Source organism: Paenibacillus aurantiacus (assembly GCF_042431225.1).
Classification (GTDB): Bacteria; Bacillota; Bacilli; order Paenibacillales; family Paenibacillaceae; genus Paenibacillus_Z; species Paenibacillus_Z aurantiacus.
In genome coordinates this window covers 101996-126374 of the sequence record NZ_JBHMDO010000038.1, presented here as the reverse complement: position 1 = coordinate 126374, position 24379 = coordinate 101996, and the positions used below count along the sequence as shown (strand labels likewise).

Sequence of the window (24379 nt, the reverse complement as noted above, 5' to 3'; positions counted from 1 at the left end):
ATGGTTGATGAGCATGCGAGTCGTACACAGCCCCCATTACATGACGGATTTTCACTGCATCGGATCGGCTTGCGAAGATACGTGCTGCGCCGGCTGGCGAATCGATATCGACCGCGCGACCTACGGCGTCTACGAGCAGCTGCGTCATCCCGAGCTGGATGGACTTGCCGGTCAGATCGAACCGAATCCGGATTCTGCGCGAGCGGAAGATTACGGCCGAATGATCATGCCGCCGGATGGACGCTGCCCGCAGCTTCGTACGGACGGCCTGTGCCGCATCCAAGCCACGGTCGGCGAAGTCTATCTGTCCGATGTGTGCGCGACGTTCCCACGGGTTACGAACATCGTGGAAGGCCAGTATGAACGTTCGGCATCCCTCGCTTGTCCGGAGGCTGCGCGCCTGATTCTGTTGAATGAACGCGGCATTCGGTTCATCGCCCTGGAAGAGGGGCCGGAGCAGCGGCATATCCTTCACCGGCAGTGGCCGCACGCCAAGCGCCAAGACGCGTTCCCGAATTGGAAGCGGCTGCGCGCCTTGCTAATCGATATCCTTCAGAACCGCGAGCTGCGCATGGAGGACCGGCTGCTGAAGGGGGCGGAGCTGATTCATGCGCTTCAGGCAGGCGAGCAGCCGGAGGAGCCGGAAGCGGTCCTGGATAGGCTGAACGCGATGATCGGAGAGCATGCGCGCGATACCGTTGCCTTCCGCCCTTCGTCCGCGCTTCCATCCTTGCCCGATCGTATGAGGCTGCTTCGCAAGCTGCTGGAGATGCGCATGGTAATGGGGATCCCGAATCGGCGGTATGTCCAGTGTCTGACGGAAGCCTTCGCCGGACTAGCCTATACAGGTAGCGAACTCACTGATGAAAGCCTGACCCGATACGTGAACGCCTACGATTGCTACTATGCGCCGTTGCTGCGGGAACATGGCTATGTATTAGAGAATTATGCGGTGAATGTCTGCTACCAGCAGCTGCTGCCGCATTTGCACAAATCCGATCCGCTCATTGGCTGGCTGCATTTGGCGGCCCAATTCGCTTTGATCGAGTTCCAATTGGTCGGCATGGCTGCCCGGCTCGAAGATCGTTTCGGTCTGGACGATGTGGTCCGGTTGATCCAGTCGTTCTCCAAGTCGATGGAGCATGCCCCGCTTTATCAGAAGCGGATGCTCAGGCAGCTGCAAGAGAGCGGTCAGCCGCCTTTGGCGATGATCGCGCAGCTCGTCAAGCCGCCTGGCTTGGCGGTTCCGGGTGCTACCGACCAAGAGCCGCCGCTGATGGCGATGTAGCGGAGGCGCGATCATTTAAGCGCGAGAAGGCACCCGGATTGGGTGCTTTTTCGATTTCAAGAGGGGGACAGGTTGTAATCTAGGCGATCTTAATTTGTGCTGATGAATAATCCAAATTATGGTAGAGTAGTCGTTGGTCTCGTTAAAGCCGAAGGGAGAGGGATTGTTTTGCAAGGCATCGCATGGAAATGTCACAACCTATGGCAAGGGTGTATATTAGCTTCAATCGCACATGCAATCGATACCGCGCACAATCCCGAGTTCGCTCACGAACAATCTTGGGATGGGTGTAATTATAACGTTCAAAATACTTCCGGCACGCGGGGAACCGTCACGTTCCAGTCCGAATATATGGTGGCTGCTTTTCGGAACGAACATAGCGAACGGTTACGGCATGCGAAAGACGCATTGGACTACTTGATCGACTCGCCTGATGAAGTGAAATCGTTAGCCGAACAGGAAACGCTTCAGTATTTGTTGGATGACGTTGATGGGCAGACCGTACCGCTCATTACAACGGCATTCTGGGGAGATGGCGAGGGGATTTATTCGCAAGATGCTATGGGCGATATGCTGGAGAACGGCGGGTTTCTCTTAGAAAGACAAGCCTTGGATGCAGACCATGCCATAAATGAATGGCAAGCGTATTACGACATGTCCGAAACGCAAACGATTTTGCTGCGATCCCTATTCAAACGAAAAATCGAAGCGCCTTCGGAAGTTCTGGTTTTAACGCGGGAGGAGATTCAATTGATTGGATCGGAGGATGAAGCGGGTTTGGCCGAGAGCAGGATTTCTTTTGAAGAAATCGGCATGAAGTGGGAGGGGGATGTCTGAACGCAGGCTGAACCACGAAGGGGTAAGGGGGATATTGGCCGATGCGTCATGGTCTCTTCTAGAACGTCTAGCAAGCGAGAGCGGCTAGCGAGAGTTTCGGACAGGGATATGATACAATGGGTGGCATTAGCTTCGGAAGGAGGTTGCAAGATGACTGAACCGCCAATCGACGTCCGGTTCCCCGAGGAGACGGACGCCGCGGAACTGGCCGCGATGTATGAGCGCAACAAGGCGTTCTTCGAGCAGTTCTCGCCAAGCAACCCGGAAGATTATGCGACGGAGGCGTACCAGCTCCAAGCCATCCAGAAGACCAAGACGGACCGGGAATCCGATCGACGGTATTCCTTCGTCATTTGCCTCAAGGAGAATGGCCGCATTATCGGCAGCGTCGACCTGGCTCAGGTGCTGCGGGGCGCGCTTCAGAGCTGCATGATCGGGTACAGCCTAGACCAAGGGCATAACGGCAAAGGGTATATGACGGAGGCTGTGAAGCAGGTAGTCCGTTATGCGTTCGAAGAGCTGAAGTTTCACCGAATCGTCGGAGAGGTCTCGCCTCGCAATCCCGGGTCGATCCGCGTGCTGGAGAACGCCGGCTTCCATAAAGAAGGGATCGCGCGCAGCAACGTGAAGATTAACGGAGTATGGGAAGACCACCAAGTGCTCGCGCTCATCAATCCGTCGGAGGAGATTTAGTCCAATCCGTGTCGACTGACCGATAAACGAGTGAGTGTAAACCAATTTCCGAAAGAGGTGCTTCCCATGTCGAGCATGAACCAAGTGAACGAAATCGACTTACCGGAAATCCATCTGGTTGGCCTGTGCATCACGTCTCCCTTCAACAGCCATCGTCCCGACAGAATAGAGGCAATGAAGAACGAGTTTCTCAGACGCAAGGGCGAAATCCAACATGTCCTTCATCCCGAACGGTACGTGAGTCCGCACTTCTCGTCGGAGATTCTGTTCACGTACTTCGTGTGCATGGAAGTCGCTCGCCTGTCCGATATACCGGAAGGCATGCTCGGCTTCACGATCCCTCCGCACCGGTATGCAGCCGTACAATCGCCTGATGATCCTTATCGCGTCATTCACGATTATCTGCAAGCCACTAGCAAGCACAATCACGACAAAGCGCTCGCGCTCGAAATTTATCGTTTCGACAAGTCGGTATGGCCGGATGAAGCGGAGGTCTATATCCCGCTGCGGGAAGCCGCTCAATGAAAGGCGGGAACTAGCTATGACGTTGAAGTTTCAACGCGCGAACAGCGCCAATGACATTGCCGAGCTGGCGCGGTTGGCGTCGGAGATTTGGCGTGAATATTACATCGCCCTCATTACGATCGAGCAGATCGATTACATGATAAGCAAGTTCCAATCGGTACCCGCGATTACGGATCAGATCGAGCGTCAGGGCTACGAATATGTCTTGATCCGTCACGAGGAGAACGACTCCTCCGTCGGTTACATGTCGGTCAGGGAAGAAGACAGGAAGCTCTTCCTGAGCAAGTTCTACATCGCCCAAGCCTACCGGGGACGCGGTTATGCGAGCCAAGCGATGGCATTCCTGGAGCGGCTGTGCCACGAACGCAGCCTGAGCCACATATGGCTGACGGTTAATCGGCATAACGGATCGAGTATCGCGGTATATGAGAAGAAGGGCTTCCGGACCGTAAGGGAGCAGGTGGCGGATATCGGCGGCGGGTTCGTCATGGACGATTACGTGATGGAGAAAGAAATCAGAAGGGACTAAGGCTACATGAGAGAACGATTAGATCAGGCGATTGGGCTGCGCGAAGAGGGACGAGCCAAGCAGGACCAGGCGATTCTGGCGGAAGCCCGAGCGCTGCTGTTGGAGCTTGCGGCCGCCTATCCGGACGTCGCGGAGGTTCACTATCAGACCGGCGTGGCGCATGACAATTCGGGCATGGGCAGAGCGGCGATTCCGTATTACGTGCATGCGCTCGAACTCGGGCTTACGGGAGCGGATCTCGAGCGATGCTTGCTTGGCCTTGGGAGCACCTACCGCTCGCTCGGGCAATATGAAGAAGCGGTGGCGACTTTGCGCCGGGGCATGGACGCGTTTCCTGCCAATCGAGCTATCCAGGTGCTCCTGTCGATGGCGCTGTATAATACCGGGCGCCACAAGGAGGCCATGGAGCTCGCATTGACCAAACTGATGGAGACGACGTCGGACGAGAAGCTGCTCTACTTCGGGCGCGGTCTCTCTTATTATGCGCAACATCTGGACGAGACGTGGTAAGAAGCGGCACGGCGTTCGGGCTTCATTCATCTCTATAGCAGATTCATCCGTCGCGGCCGCTCCGGCTGCGACGGATTTTTGGTGTCTTATCCCGATTGCGATTGCGACGAACGTTCGGCATGCTGCTTCACGCGCTCCACGAAAGCCTGCAACTCTTGCATGAACAGCTTCGCGGCTTGGCCCATGAATTTGTCCGTGCGATGGAGGATGCAGATGTCTTGACTCGGGGTGGGGTGCAGCAGCTGCAAGGTCGCAATATTCGGATGATCCATGTAATCGAGCAGCAGCCGGGGGAGAATGGAAGCGCCGATACCCTGATCGACGAGCGATAACAGTGTCGATAAAGTGGAGGTGACGATCGGATTGTCGATCGCGATGCCTTTGGCGTCGCAGCACGACTGAATGACCTTCGTCATCTGGTGCTCGGGACCGAACAGGACCAGCTTGAGCTGCGCGAGCTGCTCGAATGGGATCGCCTTCGACTTCGCAAGCGGGTGATCCGACCGAATGGCCAGCGCGAATTCCTCATGAAATAACGGAATGACCGCCATTCGTTCATCCGGCTTGAGCGGCACGGTCGTCACGCCGAGATCTCTCGTGCCTTGCAGCACTTGTTCGTATACGTCCATCGTCTCCGTCACGCTGATCGACAGCTTGGGATACGCGCGATGAAAATCGATCAGCAGCGCATCGAACAGCAAATCGCCATCCCCCGGCAAAATGCCGATATCCAGCCGGCCCCCGTCCATCCGCTTGAGATCCGTGATGGCGCGTTTGGCATAATCCACGTGCTCGAAGATATGTTTGCTTTGTTCGAGCATAATTTGACCCGCCTCGGTGAGCGCGATCCGCTTGCCGATCCGATCGAATAACGGTAGCCCCAGCTCGTTCTCCAGAAATTTGATCTGCTGACTCAGATTCGACTGCGTGGTGCAGAGCTGTTCAGCTGCCCGGGAGAAATGCATCTCTCGGCACACAGCGGCGAAATATTCGAGCTGTCGAAGTTCCATCGCGCCAGTCCCCCATTTCTTGATCCATCTTCTTCGTCATTATAAAGTGGCCGATCCCCGATACCAACCCCCTCTTCGCGATCATTACCGAAACCGATCATTTGCATCGGAATCTCGTGATGGTTGGTCTCGCCGCGCAGCGGTATGCTTAAGGCGTCAAGAGAAAACCACAAGCAGGAGGAGATACGCATGGCTCAATCGATTATTCACACAGGAAAGGTGCTTCGCCAGATCGTTATCGGTCATCTTCAAGACGTGCCAGAGACGGGCATGGACATCCAGCCGGAGGGCTTCTCCAATACGATTTGCTGGCAGGTCGGTCATCTGGCGTACTGGTGGGACAAATACGCTTCGCTGAGCTTCGGCTGGCCGACCGCCATCCCCGTTCATTATGCGGCATTCTTCGGCTCCGGCACGAAACCTTCGGATTGGACGGAAGCGCCGCCGGCGAAGGCGGAACTGATCGGCCTGTTGGCGGAACAGCTGTCCCGGCTTGCCGAGCTGACGCCAGACCTGCTCGAACAGAAGCTGATGACGCCGTACGCGATGGGACCTTTCCGCTTCGAAACGGCTGGCGAGCTGTTCAATTTCGCCTTCATGCACGAAGCGATTCATCTTGGCGTTATATCCAGCTTGCTGAAGTTCGTCCGTTAACCGCTCGTCTTGAAGTTCGTTATGCAGATTCGGTCAGGAGGCGATATGGGATGGCCCAATCGAGGATTAGCACCGTATTTCAAGCGTTCAAGCAGGCGTTCGAAACTGGAGATACGACGGATTTCGGGACGATGGCGACGGAGGATTTTCGCTTCTTCGTGCCGCTCCCGTTAGAGGGATGGAATGAGGAGCAGCGCGGCATGGCGCGCTTCGAGGAGCTGATCCGCTTCGAGCGTTCCGTGCTGCAGGTGCAGCTGACGCCGGTTATCGAGCTGGCGGATGAGAGCCGGGGGATGGTCGTCTTCCGCGCGGAAGGTTCGTTGAACGGCCGGCCGTATCGCAACGAGCTGGCGGTCGTCTTCGAATACGAGGCGGATCGGATCCGTGCTTTCCGGGAATATGTAGGGATGCCGCTGCGAAACTACGAAGCTCCATCATGAGCGGCAAAGCGTGGCAATAAGCGAGAGGATGAGGCGCAGTCGGCGGGAACGCGGATTGCGCTTCTTCTTTGATCCATCGATAAAAAAGATAGAAAAGCAGCCAGGCAACTTGATAAAATTGGAAGCGGGTGGGAACAGAGCGAGACAGACTGTTCCGGAAAGCAGCGAGCAGGCAGAGGAGTGGCGCGGTTGGGAACGAATCCGCGGATTGACGTCGCAATGGAACAATCGATACGGTATTTGGCGTCTGCTTCGCCATGGGAGGCGGCACGTCCGGAAGACAGCCGTCGAAAGTGGGACGGGGCTTGGTGGCATATGGCCGCTCTCTATGAAATGGGAGCAGCGAAACGCATTCCGGCTTCCGCGATCGCAAGCGCCAAACATTTGCTGGAGACGCAAGTTTGGCAGACATTCGTCATTACCGAGAAAGACCAGCCAACCTGTGAAGCGGATAAGCGGAAGATGGATTGTTGTCACTGCGAGCTGGCCGTGTATTACATGATCCTGATGGCGTGCGGCTGCGAGTTGGACCATGAACAGCCATGGATTCGCGAGTGGCTCTTAAACCATCAGCTGCCCGACGGCGGGCTGAACTGCAATCCGGATGCGTATATGGGCTCGCGGAAAAGCTCGATCATCTCCACGCTGCCTCCGCTGGAGGCGATCTTGCGGCATACCGACCGCGAATTCACGAATCGGGAAGCGGCGTTCTTGGACGAAGGGGCGCGTTATCTCATCGAGCATCGACTTGTATGCGCCAAACAGGACGGAAGCGTCATCGAGACGGATTGGCTGAAGCCATGCTTCCCGCGGTTCTTCGAATACGATATTTTGCGCGGCATGTCCTTCTTAGCGGAATGGTCCCATCGGAGGAACAAACCGCTGCCGGTCAGCGTGCTTGCCGAAGGATTGGAGCGATTGAACGGCTTCTTGGAAGCCGGTGGGGTGCGGATCGGACGGCAAGTTTTTGACCCGCGTGGCCCTTGGGGAGGGCATACGTTCCCCTTGCTGGAAGCCTTGTCTGGCATTGGCGACATTTCGCCTTACTTGACGAGACAGTTGACTCGCATCATCGAACGAATGGGATTGTGAAGACGAGAAGGGGGAACCGGAGTGTTCTACGATTTGCAAGGCCAAGCCAATTTGTCCCCGATTGTGGGCATGTTAGTTGCCGCCGTACGCGAGAATAACGCGCGGCTGCGATCGATCACCGAAGGGATGTCGCAAGAAGAGGTCGATTACAAGGGACTTCATCGCGATTTTAATAGTACGGCGCAGTTGATCCGGCATCTTGCAGTGGTGGATCTGAACTGGGTGTTTCGCATAAAGGGACAACCGGTGCCGCCTGCCATGCAAGAAATATACGGCCCCATGATCGATGAACGGAATCGGATTCCAATGATCCATGGCGTGCCGCGGCATACGCTGATGGCCCAATATGAAGAGGTTATGAATATGCTCGAAGAAGCCTGTGTGCAATTAACAGATGCGGATCTCGCGCGAGTGGTCACGTTCGGACACGACAACGAGAAGCAAGCGACCCTTCGTTGGGGGTTGTGGCACATCGCCGACCATAGCCGCTATCATCAAGCGCAAATCAATCTGCTGCGCAAGTGGTTTCGCACGTCATGAAGTATAAATCGAGGCTTGTTAATAGAAGGAGGACGATGAAATGGCTCCAAAGCATATCGTGTCTGCGGCGGCAATTGTAGTGAATGAGCGTAACGAGCTGTTATTGATCCGAGGGCCCAAGCGGGGATGGGAGATGCCGGGCGGGCAAGTCGAAGAAGGGGAATCGTTGAAGGATGCCGCGATCAGGGAAACCAAGGAAGAGACCGGGATCGATATCGAAGTGACCAAGTTCTGCGGTATTTTTCAAAATGTAGGCGCCAGTATTTGCAACACGTTATTTTTAGGCCGGCCGGTCGGAGGAGAATTAACGATTACCCCGGAGTCTCTGGAGGTCGGATATTTTCCAATCGAGACCGCATTAGAGATGGTAAGCTGGGGGAATTTCAAGCAGCGCATCGAGCTTTGTTTGAATGAAGAGCATCATCCTTTTTATGTTGATTTTTCCATTCCGCTTAAGGATTGCTAGGATGTCCTGTCACGCAACGGCGCGGCATTCGACGACATAGGAGATTTTGAACATGATGAAACAGCTAACTCGGCGGTTTGTATACATGCCCGCAGACGGTTCGGTTGACCGCCCCATTCTCGGTGCGATCATCGGCGAAGAGCGGACGCTCTTTCTGGATGCCGGCAACTCGCTGCGTCATGCGGCGGCGTTCCGGGAAGCGGTGAGGAACGAATATCCCGCTCGGCCTTCGCTAACCGCGCTGACGCACTGGCACTGGGATCACAGCTTTGGCGCTGCTTATGACAGATCATCACTGCTCGTCGCGACAGAATTGACGTACCAAGCGCTTCAACCGCTGGTCGGCTTAGACTGGTCGGACGAAGCGCTTGACGAACGCGTTAGGCAGGGAAGCGAGATCGCGTTCTGCGCGGACTATATCAAGAAGGAATATGCCGGTATGGAGCGCGATATCCGGGTTGTGCTGCCGGACATTACGTTTACCGATACCTTAACGCTCCATCTAGGCGCTGTATCCTGTCAAATCGAACAGATAGGCGGCGTTCATGCAGAAGATTCGTGTATCATGTACACCCCGGAGGAACAGATCCTGTTTCTCGGCGATGTCCTTGGACCGGCCATTTACGATGGCCCCCGATATTATGCGGCGCGGAATTTTCTTCGGATCGTCGAGAAGATCAAAGCATATCCAGCCGATTGGTATATCGAATCCCATCATCGGCCTGTGACGGCGGATGAGTTCTGGCAGGATATCAATGAGTATTGCACGCTGGCAGAACTAGTGGTTGAGTTCAATTCGAATAAGCCAGCGATCGAACGCGAATGGTCCAAGCGAATTGGACGAGAATTGGCAGATGGAGATCGGGAAGCCATTGATCAATTTCTGCTTGGAGAGCGGCGCCTGTACCAGAGTTGAAGCTTTCCACCCGAAAGTCATTCGCGTTAAAGTCAACTAGGGAGCTGCGATGGTAGGGGGACTTGTTTGAAATATATCGAGATCGGCTTGGGCAATACTTGGATCGTCCGAACGGAAACAGAACTTCCGGATGGATCCGAAAGGGAGCAAAAAGGGATCATCAGGCCCATTATATTTCACTCCATCTATTTAAGAATATGGTTGGGCAACACCGTCATGATTTGGGACTCCAAGGAAGGGTTCAAACGAACGAGGAAGTCGCGAAACGCATTCAAGCTTATTTTGGGGATGACTAGCTTTGTAAGTGAAAGCGAGAAAGACCGTAATTGAATACAAACTGAGCATCTGTATGCGGGATAAAGTGATGCCATGATCTATATTACCGGTGATATTCATGGAACGATGGAAGTGGGCAGACGGCTGATACAGGTTCCCGTTCGGATTCCGGCAAAAAGTATGCCTGCATCCAATAAATTGTTATAATACGTTATGTCATAACGGCATCTACGAATCTCGAAGCCGGACGAAAACAATGAATAACGACACAGAGAGGCTCTATAACCATGATTATCAAACCTAGAACACGCGGTTTCATCTGCACGACCGCCCATCCGGCAGGATGCGCGCGCCAAGTTGAAGAACAAATTACGTACATCAAAGGAAAGCCGGCCATCGAAGGCCCGCGCAACGTGCTCGTTATTGGCGCTTCCACGGGCTACGGCTTGTCCGCCCGCATAGCGGCCGCTTTCGGCGCCGGCGCGAACACGATCGGCGTCTATCGTCCAAGCGCGGGCAGCGAGAAGCGTACAGCCTCGGCCGGCTGGTACAATTCGGCCGCCTTCGAAGCCGCAGCCGGCAAGGCAGGACTGAAATCCTTCAGCGTCACCGGCGATGCCTTCGAAGACGAGACGAAGGACCACGTCATTGAAGTGATCCGCCAGGAGCTCGGACAGGTGGACTTGGTCGTCTACAGCGTCGCTTCCGCGCGGCGCAACGACCCCGCTACCGGCGAGGCCGTCAACTCGGTTCTGAAGCCGATCGGTCAGTCCTATACGAACAAGACCGTTAACTTCCACAGCGGGGAAGTGACGAGCATCACGATCGAGCCTGCTACGGAAGAGGAGATTCGCAATACGGTCACCGTCATGGGCGGCGACGATTGGGAACAGTGGATGATCCGTCTGCAAGAGGCTGGCGTGCTGGCAGATGGTGTCCGCACCGTCGCTTTCTCTTATATCGGCTCCGACATTACGCAAGCCATCTACCGTCAAGGCTCCATCGGCCGCGCGAAGGACGATTTGGAGGCGACCGCCGACCGCTTGACCGACAAGCTGAGCGGTCTTGACGGGAAGGCTTATGTGACCGTGAGCAAGGCGCTCGTCACGCAATCCAGCTCCGCCATCCCGGTGGTGCCGCTGTACATCTCCGCGCTCTACAAGGTGATGAAGGAGAAAGGACTGCATGAAGGCACGATCGAGCAGATGTACCGATTGTTCGCCGACCGTCTATATAACGGCTCCGAGCCGGCAGTGGATGAAGTTGGACGCATTCGCATCGATGATTGGGAGCTGCGCGAGGACGTCCAGGGAGAGGTCAAGAAGATTTGGGAGCTCGTGACGACCGACAATATTCACGAGATCTCCGATCTGGACGGCTATCGCCGCGAGTTCTTCCAATTGTTCGGCTTTGAGACCGACGGGGTCGACTACGAGGCCGACTTGAATCCGGACGTGCAGGTGGATAACCTGCGGTAATGCCTGAACGAACGAAAGGTATCCCAGGCCGTCATCCAAGATGGCGAGGGGATACCTTTTTTGCTTGAATTCCGGCTGCCTTAGGTCGCTTTCGCGGCCGCGACCTAAGGCATGAACAGCTTCTGTATGAATCTGGCGTACATGGCGGCCGCCTCTTGTCTGGTCATCACGCGTACCGGTTGGAAATCTACGGCACCGCTGGCGTCTGTCTTGATTTCCGGCCCGTACATGCCCTTGGCCACGATATAGTGAACGCCCTCCTTCGCCCATGCCGCAGGCGGGGCGCTAAGTTTGGTCTCAACGGAAGGGAGGCCGATCTCATTGTTGGCCACGCGCCATAGATACGAGGCCGCTTCTTGGCGGGTAATCGGCCGGTCGGGCTCGAACAGCTGCTTCCCCGTTCCCGTGAGTCCGCCGAGTTCCGCAGCCGTCTGAATCCAGCTTGCGAGCGGATGCCCTTGCGCATCCCGGAACGCGACCGGGTCGGGGGAAGGTCGCTGCCCGGAGAATCGGGCTAGAATACTGACGAATTCAGCTCTTGTCATCGGCTCTTCCGGGCGAAACGAAAGCGCGCCTTCATCGTCAAAGGCTTGCATAGAGCGCAAAAATTGAATATCCGCGGCATACGGACTCTCCTCGCTCACATCGGAATAGGGCGCAGCCTCCTCTACTTTTTCGTACATGCTGTCCGGGGACGAATAGTAGATATAGGCCACGTTGCCTTCGGCATCGGTCTTGAATGCGGCTGGGCTGCCGTTGTCATCCTCGAATAGAGGCGGGCTGATCGCGCGGAGCTTATGAGTGCCGCTCGAATCGCTCACCTGCAGCTTCCCGTTCACGGCAGTGACCTTCAGCGCCAGAATCGGCGCGCGCAAGCTGCGGTAGGTGCCTTCGAACGCGGCGAGCTGGTCGGCCGGAAGCGCGGTGTCTGGCTGCGGCTGCGAACGCGGTTGGTCCGGATAAAAATGATCCATGAACGCATCGAAAAACTGCTGTCTAATCCCGATGCTGGCATCGCTGTTGACGACGATCAGGCCGCCGACATTCTGCTCCGGCATCAGCCACAGCCAAGAGTGATAGCCCTCGAGGTCGCCGCCTTTGCCAATGACGTATTGCCCGTTATGGCTGCGGTGGAAGAACGATTCGAAGCCGTAGGCCATTATCGGCACGCCTGGCGCGAGCTCATAATGCTGCTGATGCATAAGTTTGGAGGTGTCTTCCTTCAGAATGCGAGTGCCGCCGAATTGTCCTTCGTTCAGATGCGCTTTGATAAAATTGACCATATCGCTGCCCGTCGCGAACATCCCGCCGCCGGGCGCGATCGTCGGCATGATCGGGTACGGCTCGAGCGGTTTCATGTCCGCTTGATAGCCGGTGGCGGCATGGGCAAGAACCTGTTCATCCATCCGAAAAGTCGCATGCTTCATTTGCAGCGGATCGAACAGGCGCTGCTGAATGTAGTCCTCGAACGGCTGCTTAGCCGCATGCTGCACGATAGAACCTAGCATCGTGTAGCCCAGGTTGTCGTAACGGTAAGCTTCACCCGGCTTGCGGACGACGGAGGGCAGATTGGCGCGAATTAATTCATCAATCGAGACCTCAGTCCCCTGATGGTCCGGCGGAATCCGGTACACGTCGGTATAGTCGAATCCTGCGGTATGCGTGAGCAGATGCTCGGCGGTGACGGGCGTTCCCGTCCGATTCGGAATCCGGATGTCTGGCATATAGGCCGAGATATCCTTCGTCAGGTCGATCTTGCCTTGCTCTTCCAGCTGCATGACCGCCGTAGCGGTGACGACTTTGGAGATGGAGGCCATGCGGAATAAAGTTTGATCGGGGTCGATCTTCCTCTTGGCCGCTATGTCCGCATAGCCGTAGCCTTGGTTGATGAGCACGTCATTCCCTTTCACAACGACGACCAGCGCGCCCGCAAGGTTGGCCTGAACCTCGGGTCTGGCGAAATACGCATCCGCGAAAGCTTGCACTTCTTGTGCATTGACGGCTGTGGCCGGGCTGGCCGCTGCCGCGGCGGCGATTGCCGATGGCGACGAATGCGCTTGCGCATAGGCGCCTGCAGGTACGATCAGCAGAGTAACCGCGACGATGGACGACAGGACGGCTTGCGTCTTCTTCGTCTTGTTCCGTTGGATAGACTTCATCTCTTCGCTCCTTAAGAAATTGGAAGTGTTTGCCATATTATCGTAAAGGAATGGGCAATCTCGCCAAACCGCCTTCGGGCGGAAAATAGCGCCATCCTTCGGACGGAGCCGTCCTGGGGCTGAGGGCGCGCTGCGGGCCAGAGAGGTCGCATCTCTCGCATCGTACGTAGAAGGCCATGACCTATGGGTTAGAGAGGAAACGATGGGAATGTGGTAGAGTTAAGCACAGGAGCTTGGTGAGATCGCGGACGGGTCGACGCACGACCGTGAGTTTGCCGGCGTAAACGAAGAGAAGAAAACGGAGGAAATGGCGAATGACGCACACGTTGACGAATGCGCGCACGAACGCGAAGAGCTGCCGGTAACGCGCGCGCCAGCAGCTCTTCATCATTGTCTTATTGCGCTAGAATGTTTGCGATATCCAGCTCCGATGTTATTCGATAGCTGCGCAGCTTGTCTTTGATATCTTCATCCGTATAAACAGTCAGGTAGCGGGAGTAGAAGTCGATTCCCGCTCTCCGCTTGTCATCCATCTCGATATACAGGGAGTACAGCTTGTCGCCGGGGGTGTCCATATCGTTGTCTGCTTTCATGGTTACATCGGCCAGCGTTTGAATAATCCGGTCAATCTCGTTCGGATCGGTGATTACCCGATGCACGGACCGGTCCAAGTTATAGTATTCGATGGCCGTCATGCGATCGCCGGACAGCTTCGAGAATACCGTGTCTTCCACAGTTGTTTCGGATGGCTGGCGCGCAAAATAAGTGACGGCCGCGACCAATAGGGCCAGCACAGCGAGATAGAGCGTCTTCTTCATGATTAGGTCCTCCGTTGGGTATGAATGGAGCTGCGGCTACCGCTCGTACCTGTAATATCTTACTATTATGAAGCGTGATATACGAGAGTCGCAACCTAGTTCCGATTCTCATCCGAAAGTGAGGAGGGCGGTCATCTGGTTAGGCAGCCCCGTATCTAGTGAGAGGAGTTCTTGGCATGCAAATCAAAGAAAGCACAGATATCCGCATCCGCCGGTTAGGACCCGCGGATGTGAGCCGCATTTACGCGTTCATGACCGATGTCATCTCCCGGCTGCCATCAGACGAGCTGTTTGCCATGGGGGACGAAGCGTACTTGCTCCGGCACGTGGACGAACAAGGCGAAATCTATGGCGCTTATATTCAGGAGGCGCTCGTCGCCTACACGATTGTGGCGTTCCCCGGGCTTGACGAGGACAATCTGGCGCGTGAATACGGCGTGCCGGAGCAGCATCTGTCCCGCGTCGCGGTGCTCGAAGCCACGGTCGTCCACGAGTCGGCTCGCGGCCTTGGCCTGCAGCGACGGTTCCATGATCTGCGCGAACGTCGCGCCCGGGAGCGGGGGTGCTTGCACCTGTATGCTACCGTCCATCCGGAGAATGCGCCAAGCATTCGGAATTTGGAGGCGGCCGGCTTGCGTCTGCAGTTCACAAGGCCAATGTACGGCGGGAAAATGAGACATTGTTATGCAAAGCGACTTTTAATGTGAATGGAGCGATGAGCGGGTTGCCGCCCATACATCGGCTTATCGAAGCAGCTGGTCAAGGACCGGCTGTTTTTTGTTCGTTCACAGGACATTCAGCATGCCGCTTCGTGATCCAACAATAGGGGGAAGGTATGTAGAATTGGAATGTTTAGTTTTCTGTTACATAAAATATTTAATCTGTATTAGTACATAAATAGCTTTAAATTATATTTTTATAAGACAATATTGTTGTTTGTTATATATTTATTTGATGCCTGTATTATATAATCCGATTGGAAGGATGAGGAAAAATCAGGTAAAATAACGAGGTGGTGCGTCTAATGCTCATGAACATGAAAGAAGCGATTCGCCAGGCGCTCGGGCTTGCGCTCTCCGCGCATGACGAGGTGTTGATTTTCGGCGAAGATGTCGGCGGTGTAGGTGGGGTATTTCGGGTGACGGAGGGCTTGCAGCAGCGTTTCGGCGAAGACCGGGTGTTCGATACGCCTTTGGCGGAATCCGCCATTTGCGGCGTCGCGGTCGGCATGTGCACGCAAGGGTTCCGTCCGATCGTGGAGATTCAGTTCATCGGATTCATCTATGAAGCGATGGACCAGATGCTGGTGCAAGCGCCGAGGCTCCGGTATCGGTCCGGCGGCCGGTATCAGGCACCGCTGACGATTCGCGTTCCTTTCGGCGGCGGTGTCAAAGGCGCGGAGATGCACAACGATTCGCTGGAGGGCCTCCTGCTGCAAACGCCTGGCCTCAAGGTCGTCGCCCCTTCCAATCCGTATGATGCGAAAGGACTGCTGCTCTCCGCGGTGCGCGACAACGATCCGGTCGTCTTCCTCGAGCATCTGAAGCTGTACCATCTCTTCCGGGAAGAGGTGCCGGAGGAGGATTACACGGTGCCCATCGGTAAAGCGAAGGTGGTGAAGGAAGGCGCGCATATTACGCTGCTCGCCTACGGCGCCATGGTCCTGCCTTCGCTCCGCGCCGCGAAGGAGTTGGAGGCGAAGCGGGGCGTCACGGTCGAGGTGATCGACCTGCGCACCTTGGCGCCCTTGGACATGGATCTGATCGTCGCTTCGGTGACCAAGACGAATCGGGCCGTTATCGTGCAGGAAGCCCAGCGTACCTCGGGCGTAGCCGCGGAGATTATCGCGCAGATCAACGAACGGGCCATCTTGAGCTTGGAAGCGCCCGTTATGCGGATCGCTCCTCCGGACACCGTCTATCCTTTCGGACAAATCGAAGATCATTGGCTGCCGACGCAAGCGCGGATCGTGGCCGGGCTGGAGAAGGCGCTGGATTTTTAAGAGGAGGCATTCAGACGATGAATTTCGTGCAATTAGAGGGCGATCGCGTATCCTTAATCCCGTTGAAGCTGGAACATGCCGAAGCGTTATTTTCATGCGCGGCCTCTCCATTGATCTGGGACAATCTCCCGGCGACAATCCGTCATTTCGACGATATGCTCGCCTTTGTTCGCACGGCCATCGCGGGAAAGGAACGCGGAGAGGAATTTCCCTATGCCGTCTACGACAAGTCGCTGAACCGAATGGTGGGCATGACCCGGTATTTGAGAATCTCGGAGTCTCATAAAAATTTGAACATCGGATGGACGTGGTACGATCCGGAGGTATGGCGGACCGCGGTGAATACGGAGTGTAAGTACTTACTGCTCCAATACGCCTTCGAGGCGTGGAAGGCCGTACGGGTAGAGCTCATTACGACGACCGCGCATACCCGCTCGCAGCGGGCGATCGAGCGTCTGGGCGCCCAGCGTGAGGGCACGCTGCGAAAGAAGTATAATGGCCGGGATTACGTAGTGTTCAGCATCATCGACGAGGATTGGGCAGCTGTGAAAGAGAGGTTGGCGTCCCGGTTGTATGCGCCGCCACCCTCCTAGGAATGGGAAGAACGGCCAAGATTGCGGCAGCGGATGCGGCCTCGCTCGTTGGCAACCGGTTCTCATTCCGCTGCGAATCGTCTCGGAGAATCTTGGTGCATCATCACCAGAGGGGCGATCGAGATGCAACTGGCGTTGAACGCCGCGACCGTTCTCGTCAATCAGCGGGAGATTGAACTCGATGTGCCGGCCCAATTGATGCAAGTCGGATTAACGTATGTGCCGCTCCGATTCGTAAGTCAGACGGTCTGGTTAATGATCACGCGGAGCTGCAATCGCGGCCTTGATAGGACCAATTCGAGGCATCTTGCCAACCAAAGACGAGGCTGCCGGCGGATACCGGAAGCCTCGTTATGTTTCGGAGCGGTTACCGCGAGTATTAAGGAGCAGTTCGCAGCAGCGGCTTCCCGGCGAGCGCATCTGTCGAGAAGCCTTTGGTTAGCAGCCATACGGCCAAAATCATTTCGTTCGCGGCGACCGGCGCGGCCAATATGCCACCCCACGTCGAGACCTGTTCGATTACGCCGAACATGACGAGCAGCGCGCAGACGAACACGAGCGCCGCGCCGGTCATGCCCAAGGTGGAGATGAACCGGGGCACAAGCTTCGTCCGATAGAAAATATAGCTGTACATCATCGTGTTGATGCCGAGCAGGAACAACGGGCCGAGCATGAAAGTCCAATCGTGGATCGCCTTGAGCAGCGTCCCCGAAGGCTCGAACGCGGCGATATCGGGCGCGCCGGCGGCGACGAATGTCCGGCTTACGGTGAGCAGCGCCAGCACGCTGACGATGCCGACCGTAATGACGATCGCCTCCAGGAACCGGAAGCAGACGTGCCATAGCGCAATCGTCTCGTTGTATCGGCGCAGAATGGGGAACATCGTCGTGGCCGTGCCGATCGCGGATACGACGAGCGCAAGCTCCATCACCGCGCCGAGGATGATCTGGTTGCCATGCTCGGCTCCCGTGCGCAGATAATCGGAGCCGTTGAGAATCGGATCGTACAGCAGAAGACCGGCGACCGCCGTAACGGCCGCTACAATAAACAGGACGCCTACAATTCTGGCGGAGGTTGGATTCGCGTTCATCGTGTTTCCCCTTCTCATCGTCATAATGGACTACCCCTTCGTGTCTTCCCCGTAAAAGAATACCTCTTCGAGCGGCAGATTGAACGCCCTCGCAATGCGAAAGGCAAGCTCGAGCGACGGAGAGTAATTGCCTTTCTCCAGCGCCACGATCGTCTGCCTTGTTACGCCTACCTTGTCAGCCAATTGCTGCTGGGTCATTTCGTCCTGATTGAACCGTAATTTGCGGATGTGATTGCCGACAAGATTTTTGCCCATGCTAGACTCCTTTCCGATAGTGATAAATCCGCGTCACCGCGCCGGTCACCTCGGAGACGAAACCCGCGCCGATCAGAATAGCGAACATGACCGCGGTCGGCTGTTCGATGACGAGCGATCCCATAGCGAGCAGGAAGCCGAGGATAAACGCGAAGAATGAATTGCGGAAGGCCTTCAGGTCGATCAGTTTATCCAGCTCGTCCGCGAAGTTCGGCTCCTTCTCCCGGGTCGTGATGCGATAGATCACGTTAAAAACAATGCTGATGACGATGTTCGCGATGACGGAGAATAGCGCCAGCATGAGGACGAAAGTTCCCCAATATCGGAACGTGTCCGCCGTCGCCAATCCTCCTTCCGGGTAGCGCGGCACCATGTACACGCAGTACGACGCGAAGATGAGTATGGCACTGATCAGCGATACGATGCTTTTCTTTTCCTGGTAGGTCACAAGCGGCTCCCCCTGTAACTAAGATTTTACATAACGTATGTTGTTCTATACACAATGTAATATAAACTATACATTCAGTCAAGTTTGTTTTACTTAAGGCTTGTTCGTTCGGCGTGATGGCTTTGCCAGTTCTGGGGATTGAAACCTTTCGTTGTCCGTCTTCGTCGTAAGGACCAAGGAGACAGAAAGCTCCATACCGAAAGAGGAGGCGATAGGTAATGAAGAGGTCGAAAACATCGGTGTATACAATTGCAGTCACGGCCGTTCTGATGACGGCGCTTATTTTTGCGGCGAGCGGGTGCGCGAATACGGCGAGCGATGGTGGCAACGCGGTCTCGAACGAGGCGCAGGGTGAAGGAGCGGCGACGCCGGACGTCGATGATGATAAAGGAGCAGTCAACTCGAATGACGCGGGCAAGGGCGAAGGTGAAGGGAAGGGCCAGGCGTCCGACGAAGAACCGGGCCGCGCTAATCCGGAGCCGGGTACGAATACGGGAGGTGGCCAGCCAGGCGCCGGTTCCGCTTCGGGCGGTAAGGAAGAGCCAAAGGCGGACGACGGCACATCCGGGCAGACATACGTCGCGGAGAACGAGGCATTTCGCATCCTAAGTCCGGAGCAGGGAGCCGAGGTTGGGCGAACCTTCAAGGTGAAAGGGCAGGCCCGTGTATTCGAGGCAGCCTTCAGCTACACGCTCGAAGACGGGCACGAGGTTTTGGCGGAGGGTCACGTACAGGCGAGTCAAGGGGCGCCGGAGTGGGGGGATTTCGAATTCGAGGTGCAGATGAAGGAGCCGATCAGCCCTACGAGTCCGACGGGCACGCTGATTCTCTACGAGGAGAGTGCCAAGGATGGCAGCCCGATTCACCAGCTGATCGTTACGGTCGAATTCGATCCGGCGCTGCTGCCGGCAACCGAATAGCGCTTGCCGGCAGTCGGCAAGCGCGAGTTGGCGCTTTGCGGTGTTAGGCCTAGGCCGCCACTGTTGCTTAGAAGCGGGTGCTGGCACATCCCAATCGGGGCTCGTTCGGCGTCGGTGCGCGGTTCGATAGTGACGTACGGATCACTATGGAGCTCGTCGGCGTCCGTGCGCGGGTCGATAGAGACGTACAGGTCGCTATCGATCTCGTCGGCGCCGGTGCGCGGTTCGATAGAGACGTACAGGTCACTATCGAGCTCGTGGGAGTCGGTATGTGGGTCGATAGAGACGTACAGGTCGCTATCGATCTCGCGGGCGTCGATGTTCGGGTCGATAGTGACGTACAGGTCACTATCGGTCTCGTCGGCGCCGGTGCGCGGTTCGATAGAGACGTACAGGTCACTATCGAGCTTGTGGGAGTCGGTATGTGGGTCGATAGTGACGTACAGGTCGCTATCGATCTCGTCGGCGCCGGGGCGCGGTTCGATAGTAACGTACAGGTCGCTATCGATCTCGTCGGCGCTAGTACGCGGTTCGATAGAGACGTACAGGTCGCTATCGATCTCGTCGGCGTCCGTGCGCTGTTCGATAGTGGTGTACAGGTTACAATTGGGCGGACGCGGGCATGAACGGCTTAGTGAATGCAACCAAATCCAAGGAGGAATCGCGCATGTACCAATCTCGACCGTCCAAAGGCATATCGCTGATTCTGATGGCAGTATCCGCGCTGCTTGGCATCTACGGCATCATCGAAATTCCCTTTATATTCGTGAAGCTCATATGGGGCGTAATCGCGTTCGGAATGTGCATGGGGTTAACTTCAAGTGAAACCTTCAAGTGCTCCAACAACATGGATACGTGTTTGTCGGGCGGGAATCAAGGCGATCGGCCGACCAAACCGAAAGATTGCATGAATGTACTATTCTTATAGAGAGGACACGATAAAGGAGCGAATGCCATTGATTCGAAACATACGCCTCTCGAGCAGCGCCGACATCGAAGTGGGATTGGCCGGCGCCCCGGATCGTCCGGTCGTCATGCTGCCGGTCGCGAAGAAGTCCGTCGAAGGACCAGAAGCTGACAACCTGAAGCTGTGGGGCGTCGACCCCGATTTAGGCAAGCATTTCGTGGAAGGCTTGGCTGACGCGTTTCAAGTGCTCTATTTCGACTATGAAAGCTATCTGTTCGCGCATCCGGTGGAGCAGCTGACGGCCGAGCGGGTCGTCCAAGACTTGCTTCACATCGCGGATGCCATGCAGGTGAAGTCGTTCAGCTATTACGGCTACTCTTGGCTGGCGCTCGCGGGACTGCAGCTGGCGATCAGGACGGATCGGCTGGACAGCTTGATCATGGGCGGCTTCCCGCCCTACGAAGGACCGTACCGGGAAATGTTGATCGTGACGAAGCGTACGCATGAGCAGGCGCTGCGCAACCAGCAAGAGGCGGAGACGCCCGCAGGCCCTTCCGACCCGCTCGCGGACCCGCAGGATATCGATTGGGACAATATTAAAGTGACGATCCGGCCCGAGATTACGAAGCAATTCGTGACGATGTACGAGAGCCTTGCGGATTTCGACGACCGCCTGATTCAACAGAAGCTGCAACATCTTCCGCGGCTCGCCTTTGCAGGAGAGCACGACACGATCGTCTACGGCGAGCCGTTCGGCGGCGTCACCGTCGATATTGCCGGGGCGCTCAAGCGGAACCGGACACTGCTGGCGGAGCTGGGCTGGAAGGTCGAGATAATGGCGGGGAGCGGCATGGACCATACCAAAGCGATGCAGCCGGCAGCCGTCCTTCCGCTCATCAAGCCATGGCTGATGCGGCATGCGAACGTCGAACAGTAGCGCGAACCCACAACAGCGGCAGTCTCGGGACGAATTCGTTTCCAAGGCTGCGGCTTTTTCATATGCGGACAACCTGCCTTGATGCCTATCTTTGCGTTGGCGCCGAATGCCGTGCAGCGGATTGCGCACGCGGGCCGTCTAATAGGGTGGAGGTGGTGATCAAGTGAAGCCGGCCGGCCAACGACACAAGCAAGATTTCGCCAAAGAACCCGCGCAAGCGCTGGAACAGCTGATGGATGCGTTCGGCGCGAACGTCCTGCGGACCGCGTTCTTCTATACAGGCGATGCCTACCTCGCCGAGGATATCAGTCAAGAGGTCTTCCTCCGCGCATACCGCAGCTGGTCCGCGTTCCGCGGCGACAGCGCCGTCAAGACGTGGCTGACGACGATCACGGTTAACGTCTGCCACGACAAAATGGGCGTACGCATGTTTACGGAGCAGCCCACCGAGCCCGGTAAGTTAGAGCTGGGACGAACGATTAGCGTCGAAGAAGAGGCGCTCGAACGATTGAAGAAGAGCGAAGTGCTGCAGCATGTGCTTCGCCTGCCGTTACCGTATCAGGAAGCGCTGTACTTGTATTATTACGCGGACCTTAGCACGCGCGAGATTGCGGAGGCGACGAACACGCCGGAGGGCACTGTGCGCAACAGACTGCACCGGGCACGCGAAATGCTTGCCCGCGATATGGGTAAGGAGGGAACTTTGCATGATGGATAGGGATCAGAAGCTGCGTCGACAATTTCGAGAGGAGTCGGACGAGATGTTATTTTCGGGCATGGAGATGAGCCAGCAGTTGAAGCGGAGAATACGTCAAGAAGCGGCCGGAGAGAAAATAGAGCGTCCGCGATCGCTGGCGAAGTCATGGAAAGCGGGAGCTGCGGCGCTGGCAGCCGCAGTCATGATCGTCATCGCCGTCCCGCTGGTCGGGCAGCCAAGGGTGCCGGCGCCTGCGGACAACACGGCGGAGAACGTTCCGCCGGGGCAGACGAACGGAGGCGTCGCGGGCTCGGATCTGTCCCGGTTGACAACGACGACGCTTGGTTCGATCGAAGAAGCGAAGGCCGCTTTCGGCGAAGGCTTGCGGCTGCCGGCCGATGTGCCGCAAGGATATGCCTTAACGGAGATGGTTGCCGTAGGGATGCCTGGCCAGCCGGTCCGGGATATTCTCTTGACGTATACGTCCGGCGAGCAGACGGTGACGTTCTCCGCCAGCCGCATGGCTCCCGCCTATCCGGCGGAGCTGTTCACGAAGACGAAGGTCGGCGACGCAGACGGGGCGATCTTCGAGCAGCCGGGCATGACCGAGCTGTTCTGGTCGGTAGACGGCGTTCACTATGGCGTGACCGGTCCGATCACGGGCGAGGAATCGATGAAAGTGGCGCAGTCGGCAGGATTGTAAGCAAGAAGAGAATAGCGCCAGCCGTATGAAAAAGCAGCTGCCGATGACACCGGCAGCTGCTTCATTGCGTGAATAGCGGCAATCAAAAAACGAACGATGGCTAAAGAGGAGGGATTTTACGGACATTCGCGTTAATGTACGCTCGCTATAACAGTTCGGCTGCCGCATTATCGCGGTCGCCTATAGGCGGCGCGATACGGATGCGCGACAACCGAAAAGGCAGCCGGATAAGCAGAAGTTCCGCGAGAATAAAGCACAGCTGCAGACCCATGAGCAGCATGACCCAACCTGACTCGAGATTCAACAGGAAAGGATAAAAGAATAGCTGCGCGGCAAACACGGTCATGTAGAATTTGCGTCGGTTCACGATGGCATCCTTGAGCTTCGGCGGTGCGACCGTTATGGCGTTTGCATACAGTCCTTGAAATACCCGATACGCCAACAGACTGTGCAGGATGACAACCCCTTGCCCATAAATATGCAGGGCAAACGGGCTGGTCGTGTATTGGTCGATGTTCATGCTCGTATTCACTAAGAGCCGCGGCACAGCCAAGAGAGCCAGGATGGCTGCCAGCCAGATTGCCGTCTTATCCACCCCGTATCCGGCTCCCAACTGCCTTAAGGCGCTTACGATAAGCAAATATCCGATCAGATCAGGGAGGACATCGATAGGACCAACATGGATATCGACGAGCGGAAATACAAGTCCCCAGCCGAGCCGCCTGAGCGTGGTTCGCATGGAATAGTTCAAGAAAGCTCACCTCCCGCGCGCGCCAGCCGCTTCATCTGCTTCTCGCTCAGGTTCTTGTTGAAATTGACGGGGAGGCGATCCTGTATCGTGCGGCCATCCTCTGTCTTGTACGTCAGCATAATGTATGTTTTATAAACCTCGTAGGCGGCAGCGGAATTATCCGGTATGTTCCACCGATAGTTGAATGTCAGGAGATCCCCGGTGGACAGATGCAAAGGGAGTTGCGGTTCGGGTTCTCCCCGGCCTTGCATGGTCAACTCGAACGTCGCGCTCGTTCTGTCGCTGAAGCTGTAATCGACATGCTCCAATGTGATCGGCTGCGTGACGTTCACGCTATAATGGCCGCTGCCATCCGTGGAACCCGAGGTCGATGATGTTTCCAATACGCCTTGCCGACGATCCCATACGATCTGGATTTCCCCAATTGGCACCTTCTCGGGCGGACCCTCGCTATAGAACACGGTGGCTTCCTTGACCGTGATCGATGCCTTCTCCGCCTGCTCTTCGTCCCCGGTTCTCCATTCGCCATAGGCTTTCCCGAGCACTTGATGCGTGTAGGTATTCGGGTGCGGATCGATTCGGAACAGGAGCGAAGGCAGTTCCTCGATCTGGACCGCGGTCACCTTCTTGCCCGTTGATTTGTTCTCCGCATAGGTCAGCTCGATCCAATCATTCGCATTGGGATAGACGACCATATAATGCTTCAGAAAGACCGGCTTCTCCAGCTGCATGGTCTCGTAATACCACAGATTGCCGATCCAGCTTGCCGCGATGAGGATCGCCGTGACTCCCCATAGGACGCTTCGATCGAGTCTCGGTATAAGGTTCTGTTGCATAGCACCACC

At 56.2% G+C, this 24379-nt stretch carries 31 protein-coding genes and 1 pseudogene; 23 read left to right on the top strand and 9 right to left on the bottom strand.

What is annotated here, in order from left to right:
- Positions 1-7 precede the first annotated feature (7 nt).
- From fliB to ACFFSY_RS23635, 6 genes are all read left to right on the top strand, one after another.
- Positions 8-1288, top strand: a complete 1281-nt coding sequence (gene fliB / locus ACFFSY_RS23660) for a flagellin lysine-N-methylase (protein ID WP_377498738.1) — start codon at positions 8-10, stop codon at positions 1286-1288.
- A gap of 102 nt (positions 1289-1390) precedes the next feature.
- Positions 1391-2125 carry a hypothetical protein gene (locus ACFFSY_RS23655; RefSeq protein ID WP_377498835.1) on the top strand — a complete coding sequence of 245 codons (735 nt, stop codon included), beginning with the start codon at positions 1391-1393 and terminating at the stop codon, positions 2123-2125.
- A 150-nt stretch (positions 2126-2275) separates the two neighbouring features.
- The gene (locus tag ACFFSY_RS23650; RefSeq protein ID WP_377498736.1) at positions 2276-2818 is read left to right on the top strand and encodes a GNAT family N-acetyltransferase; all 543 of its coding nucleotides are present in this window, start codon (positions 2276-2278) and stop codon (positions 2816-2818) included.
- A 66-nt stretch (positions 2819-2884) separates the two neighbouring features.
- On the top strand, positions 2885-3343 hold the full coding sequence (locus tag ACFFSY_RS23645) for a GyrI-like domain-containing protein (RefSeq protein ID WP_377498734.1): 459 nt from the start codon (positions 2885-2887) through the stop codon (positions 3341-3343).
- Between the two features lie 16 nt (positions 3344-3359).
- Positions 3360-3872 carry a GNAT family N-acetyltransferase gene (locus ACFFSY_RS23640; RefSeq protein ID WP_377498732.1) on the top strand — a complete coding sequence of 171 codons (513 nt, stop codon included), beginning with the start codon at positions 3360-3362 and terminating at the stop codon, positions 3870-3872.
- 6 nt (positions 3873-3878) lie between these two features.
- Positions 3879-4382 carry a tetratricopeptide repeat protein gene (locus tag ACFFSY_RS23635; RefSeq protein ID WP_377498730.1) on the top strand — a complete coding sequence of 168 codons (504 nt, stop codon included), beginning with the start codon at positions 3879-3881 and terminating at the stop codon, positions 4380-4382.
- Positions 4383-4468: 86 nt separating this feature from the next.
- Here ACFFSY_RS23635 and ACFFSY_RS23630 read toward each other — a convergent pair whose 3' ends face one another.
- Positions 4469-5392: a LysR family transcriptional regulator gene (locus ACFFSY_RS23630; RefSeq protein WP_377498728.1), complete on the bottom strand. Its 924-nt coding sequence runs from the start codon at positions 5390-5392 to the stop codon at positions 4469-4471.
- A gap of 189 nt (positions 5393-5581) precedes the next feature.
- Here ACFFSY_RS23630 and ACFFSY_RS23625 point away from each other — a divergent pair, with 189 nt between their 5' ends.
- The 8 genes from ACFFSY_RS23625 (at position 5582) to fabV (ending at position 11254) form a co-directional block, all read left to right on the top strand.
- Positions 5582-6046, top strand: coding sequence for a DinB family protein (locus ACFFSY_RS23625; RefSeq protein WP_377498726.1), 465 nt, complete (start codon positions 5582-5584; stop codon positions 6044-6046).
- A 50-nt stretch (positions 6047-6096) separates the two neighbouring features.
- Entirely contained in the window at positions 6097-6486 is a 390-nt protein-coding gene (locus ACFFSY_RS23620) for a nuclear transport factor 2 family protein (protein ID WP_377498724.1), read from the top strand.
- Positions 6487-6675: 189 nt separating this feature from the next.
- Positions 6676-7578, top strand: a complete 903-nt coding sequence (locus tag ACFFSY_RS23615) for a hypothetical protein (RefSeq protein ID WP_377498722.1) — start codon at positions 6676-6678, stop codon at positions 7576-7578.
- Positions 7579-7599: 21 nt separating this feature from the next.
- Positions 7600-8118, top strand: a complete 519-nt coding sequence (locus tag ACFFSY_RS23610) for a DinB family protein (RefSeq protein WP_377498720.1) — start codon at positions 7600-7602, stop codon at positions 8116-8118.
- A gap of 40 nt (positions 8119-8158) precedes the next feature.
- Positions 8159-8584, top strand: coding sequence for an NUDIX hydrolase (locus ACFFSY_RS23605; RefSeq protein ID WP_377498718.1), 426 nt, complete (start codon positions 8159-8161; stop codon positions 8582-8584).
- Positions 8585-8636: 52 nt separating this feature from the next.
- Positions 8637-9500 carry an MBL fold metallo-hydrolase gene (locus ACFFSY_RS23600; protein ID WP_377498716.1) on the top strand — a complete coding sequence of 288 codons (864 nt, stop codon included), beginning with the start codon at positions 8637-8639 and terminating at the stop codon, positions 9498-9500.
- 66 nt (positions 9501-9566) lie between these two features.
- Positions 9567-9830: a DUF3977 family protein gene (locus ACFFSY_RS23595; RefSeq protein WP_377498714.1), complete on the top strand. Its 264-nt coding sequence runs from the start codon at positions 9567-9569 to the stop codon at positions 9828-9830.
- Between the two features lie 233 nt (positions 9831-10063).
- Positions 10064-11254 (top strand): enoyl-ACP reductase FabV, encoded by a 1191-nt coding sequence (gene fabV / locus ACFFSY_RS23590; RefSeq protein ID WP_377498712.1) that lies wholly within the window; start codon positions 10064-10066, stop codon positions 11252-11254.
- Between the two features lie 104 nt (positions 11255-11358).
- Here fabV and ACFFSY_RS23585 read toward each other — a convergent pair whose 3' ends face one another.
- Entirely contained in the window at positions 11359-13413 is a 2055-nt protein-coding gene (locus ACFFSY_RS23585; RefSeq protein WP_377498710.1) for a serine hydrolase domain-containing protein, read from the bottom strand.
- 395 nt (positions 13414-13808) lie between these two features.
- Positions 13809-14231 carry a hypothetical protein gene (locus ACFFSY_RS23580; RefSeq protein WP_377498708.1) on the bottom strand — a complete coding sequence of 141 codons (423 nt, stop codon included), beginning with the start codon at positions 14229-14231 and terminating at the stop codon, positions 13809-13811.
- Between the two features lie 176 nt (positions 14232-14407).
- Between ACFFSY_RS23580 and ACFFSY_RS23575 the strand changes: the two genes are divergently transcribed.
- From ACFFSY_RS23575 to ACFFSY_RS23560, 4 genes and pseudogenes are all read left to right on the top strand, one after another.
- Positions 14408-14938 carry a GNAT family N-acetyltransferase gene (locus tag ACFFSY_RS23575; protein WP_377498706.1) on the top strand — a complete coding sequence of 177 codons (531 nt, stop codon included), beginning with the start codon at positions 14408-14410 and terminating at the stop codon, positions 14936-14938.
- A gap of 317 nt (positions 14939-15255) precedes the next feature.
- Positions 15256-16233 (top strand): alpha-ketoacid dehydrogenase subunit beta, encoded by a 978-nt coding sequence (locus ACFFSY_RS23570; protein ID WP_377498704.1) that lies wholly within the window; start codon positions 15256-15258, stop codon positions 16231-16233.
- 17 nt (positions 16234-16250) lie between these two features.
- Complete coding sequence (locus ACFFSY_RS23565) at positions 16251-16826, top strand: GNAT family N-acetyltransferase (protein ID WP_377498702.1); 576 nt, start codon at positions 16251-16253, stop codon at positions 16824-16826.
- Positions 16827-16859: 33 nt separating this feature from the next.
- Positions 16860-17063 (top strand): annotated as a pseudogene (locus ACFFSY_RS23560) (stalk domain-containing protein); the annotation flags it as partial.
- Positions 17064-17205: 142 nt separating this feature from the next.
- Here ACFFSY_RS23560 and ACFFSY_RS23555 read toward each other — a convergent pair.
- Genes ACFFSY_RS23555 through ACFFSY_RS23545 form a run of 3 tightly spaced genes read right to left on the bottom strand, consistent with a single transcriptional unit; the run spans position 17206 to position 18619 of the window.
- Positions 17206-17916, bottom strand: coding sequence for a DUF4386 domain-containing protein (locus ACFFSY_RS23555; RefSeq protein WP_377498700.1), 711 nt, complete (start codon positions 17914-17916; stop codon positions 17206-17208).
- Positions 17917-17946: 30 nt separating this feature from the next.
- Entirely contained in the window at positions 17947-18171 is a 225-nt protein-coding gene (locus ACFFSY_RS23550; RefSeq protein WP_377498698.1) for a helix-turn-helix transcriptional regulator, read from the bottom strand.
- 1 nt (position 18172) lies between these two features.
- On the bottom strand, positions 18173-18619 hold the full coding sequence (locus tag ACFFSY_RS23545) for a hypothetical protein (RefSeq protein ID WP_377498696.1): 447 nt from the start codon (positions 18617-18619) through the stop codon (positions 18173-18175).
- Positions 18620-18837: 218 nt separating this feature from the next.
- Between ACFFSY_RS23545 and ACFFSY_RS23540 the strand changes: the two genes are divergently transcribed.
- Positions 18838-19539, top strand: coding sequence for a Gmad2 immunoglobulin-like domain-containing protein (locus ACFFSY_RS23540; RefSeq protein WP_377498694.1), 702 nt, complete (start codon positions 18838-18840; stop codon positions 19537-19539).
- Here ACFFSY_RS23540 and ACFFSY_RS23535 read toward each other — a convergent pair.
- A complete protein-coding gene (locus ACFFSY_RS23535) occupies positions 19482-20183 on the bottom strand; it encodes a hypothetical protein (RefSeq protein ID WP_377498692.1) in 702 nt (233 codons plus the stop codon). The genes ACFFSY_RS23540 and ACFFSY_RS23535 overlap by 58 nt on opposite strands.
- Before the next feature lie 23 nt (positions 20184-20206).
- On the opposite strand from ACFFSY_RS23535, the gene ACFFSY_RS23530 reads away from it, so the two are divergent.
- The 4 genes from ACFFSY_RS23530 (at position 20207) to ACFFSY_RS23515 (ending at position 22783) form a co-directional block, all read left to right on the top strand.
- A complete protein-coding gene (locus tag ACFFSY_RS23530) occupies positions 20207-20467 on the top strand; it encodes a hypothetical protein (protein WP_377498690.1) in 261 nt (86 codons plus the stop codon).
- Positions 20468-20495: 28 nt separating this feature from the next.
- Positions 20496-21383, top strand: a complete 888-nt coding sequence (locus ACFFSY_RS23525; RefSeq protein ID WP_377498688.1) for an alpha/beta fold hydrolase — start codon at positions 20496-20498, stop codon at positions 21381-21383.
- 163 nt (positions 21384-21546) lie between these two features.
- The gene (locus ACFFSY_RS23520) at positions 21547-22101 is read left to right on the top strand and encodes a sigma-70 family RNA polymerase sigma factor (RefSeq protein ID WP_377498686.1); all 555 of its coding nucleotides are present in this window, start codon (positions 21547-21549) and stop codon (positions 22099-22101) included.
- Positions 22091-22783: a hypothetical protein gene (locus tag ACFFSY_RS23515; RefSeq protein ID WP_377498684.1), complete on the top strand. Its 693-nt coding sequence runs from the start codon at positions 22091-22093 to the stop codon at positions 22781-22783. Before ACFFSY_RS23520 ends, ACFFSY_RS23515 begins: the two co-directional genes overlap by 11 nt.
- A 145-nt stretch (positions 22784-22928) precedes the next feature.
- Here ACFFSY_RS23515 and ACFFSY_RS23510 read toward each other — a convergent pair whose 3' ends face one another.
- Positions 22929-23534, bottom strand: a complete 606-nt coding sequence (locus ACFFSY_RS23510; RefSeq protein ID WP_377498682.1) for a hypothetical protein — start codon at positions 23532-23534, stop codon at positions 22929-22931.
- Positions 23531-24370: a hypothetical protein gene (locus ACFFSY_RS23505; RefSeq protein ID WP_377498680.1), complete on the bottom strand. Its 840-nt coding sequence runs from the start codon at positions 24368-24370 to the stop codon at positions 23531-23533. Before ACFFSY_RS23505 ends, ACFFSY_RS23510 begins: the two co-directional genes overlap by 4 nt.
- Positions 24371-24379: the final 9 nt, after the last annotated feature.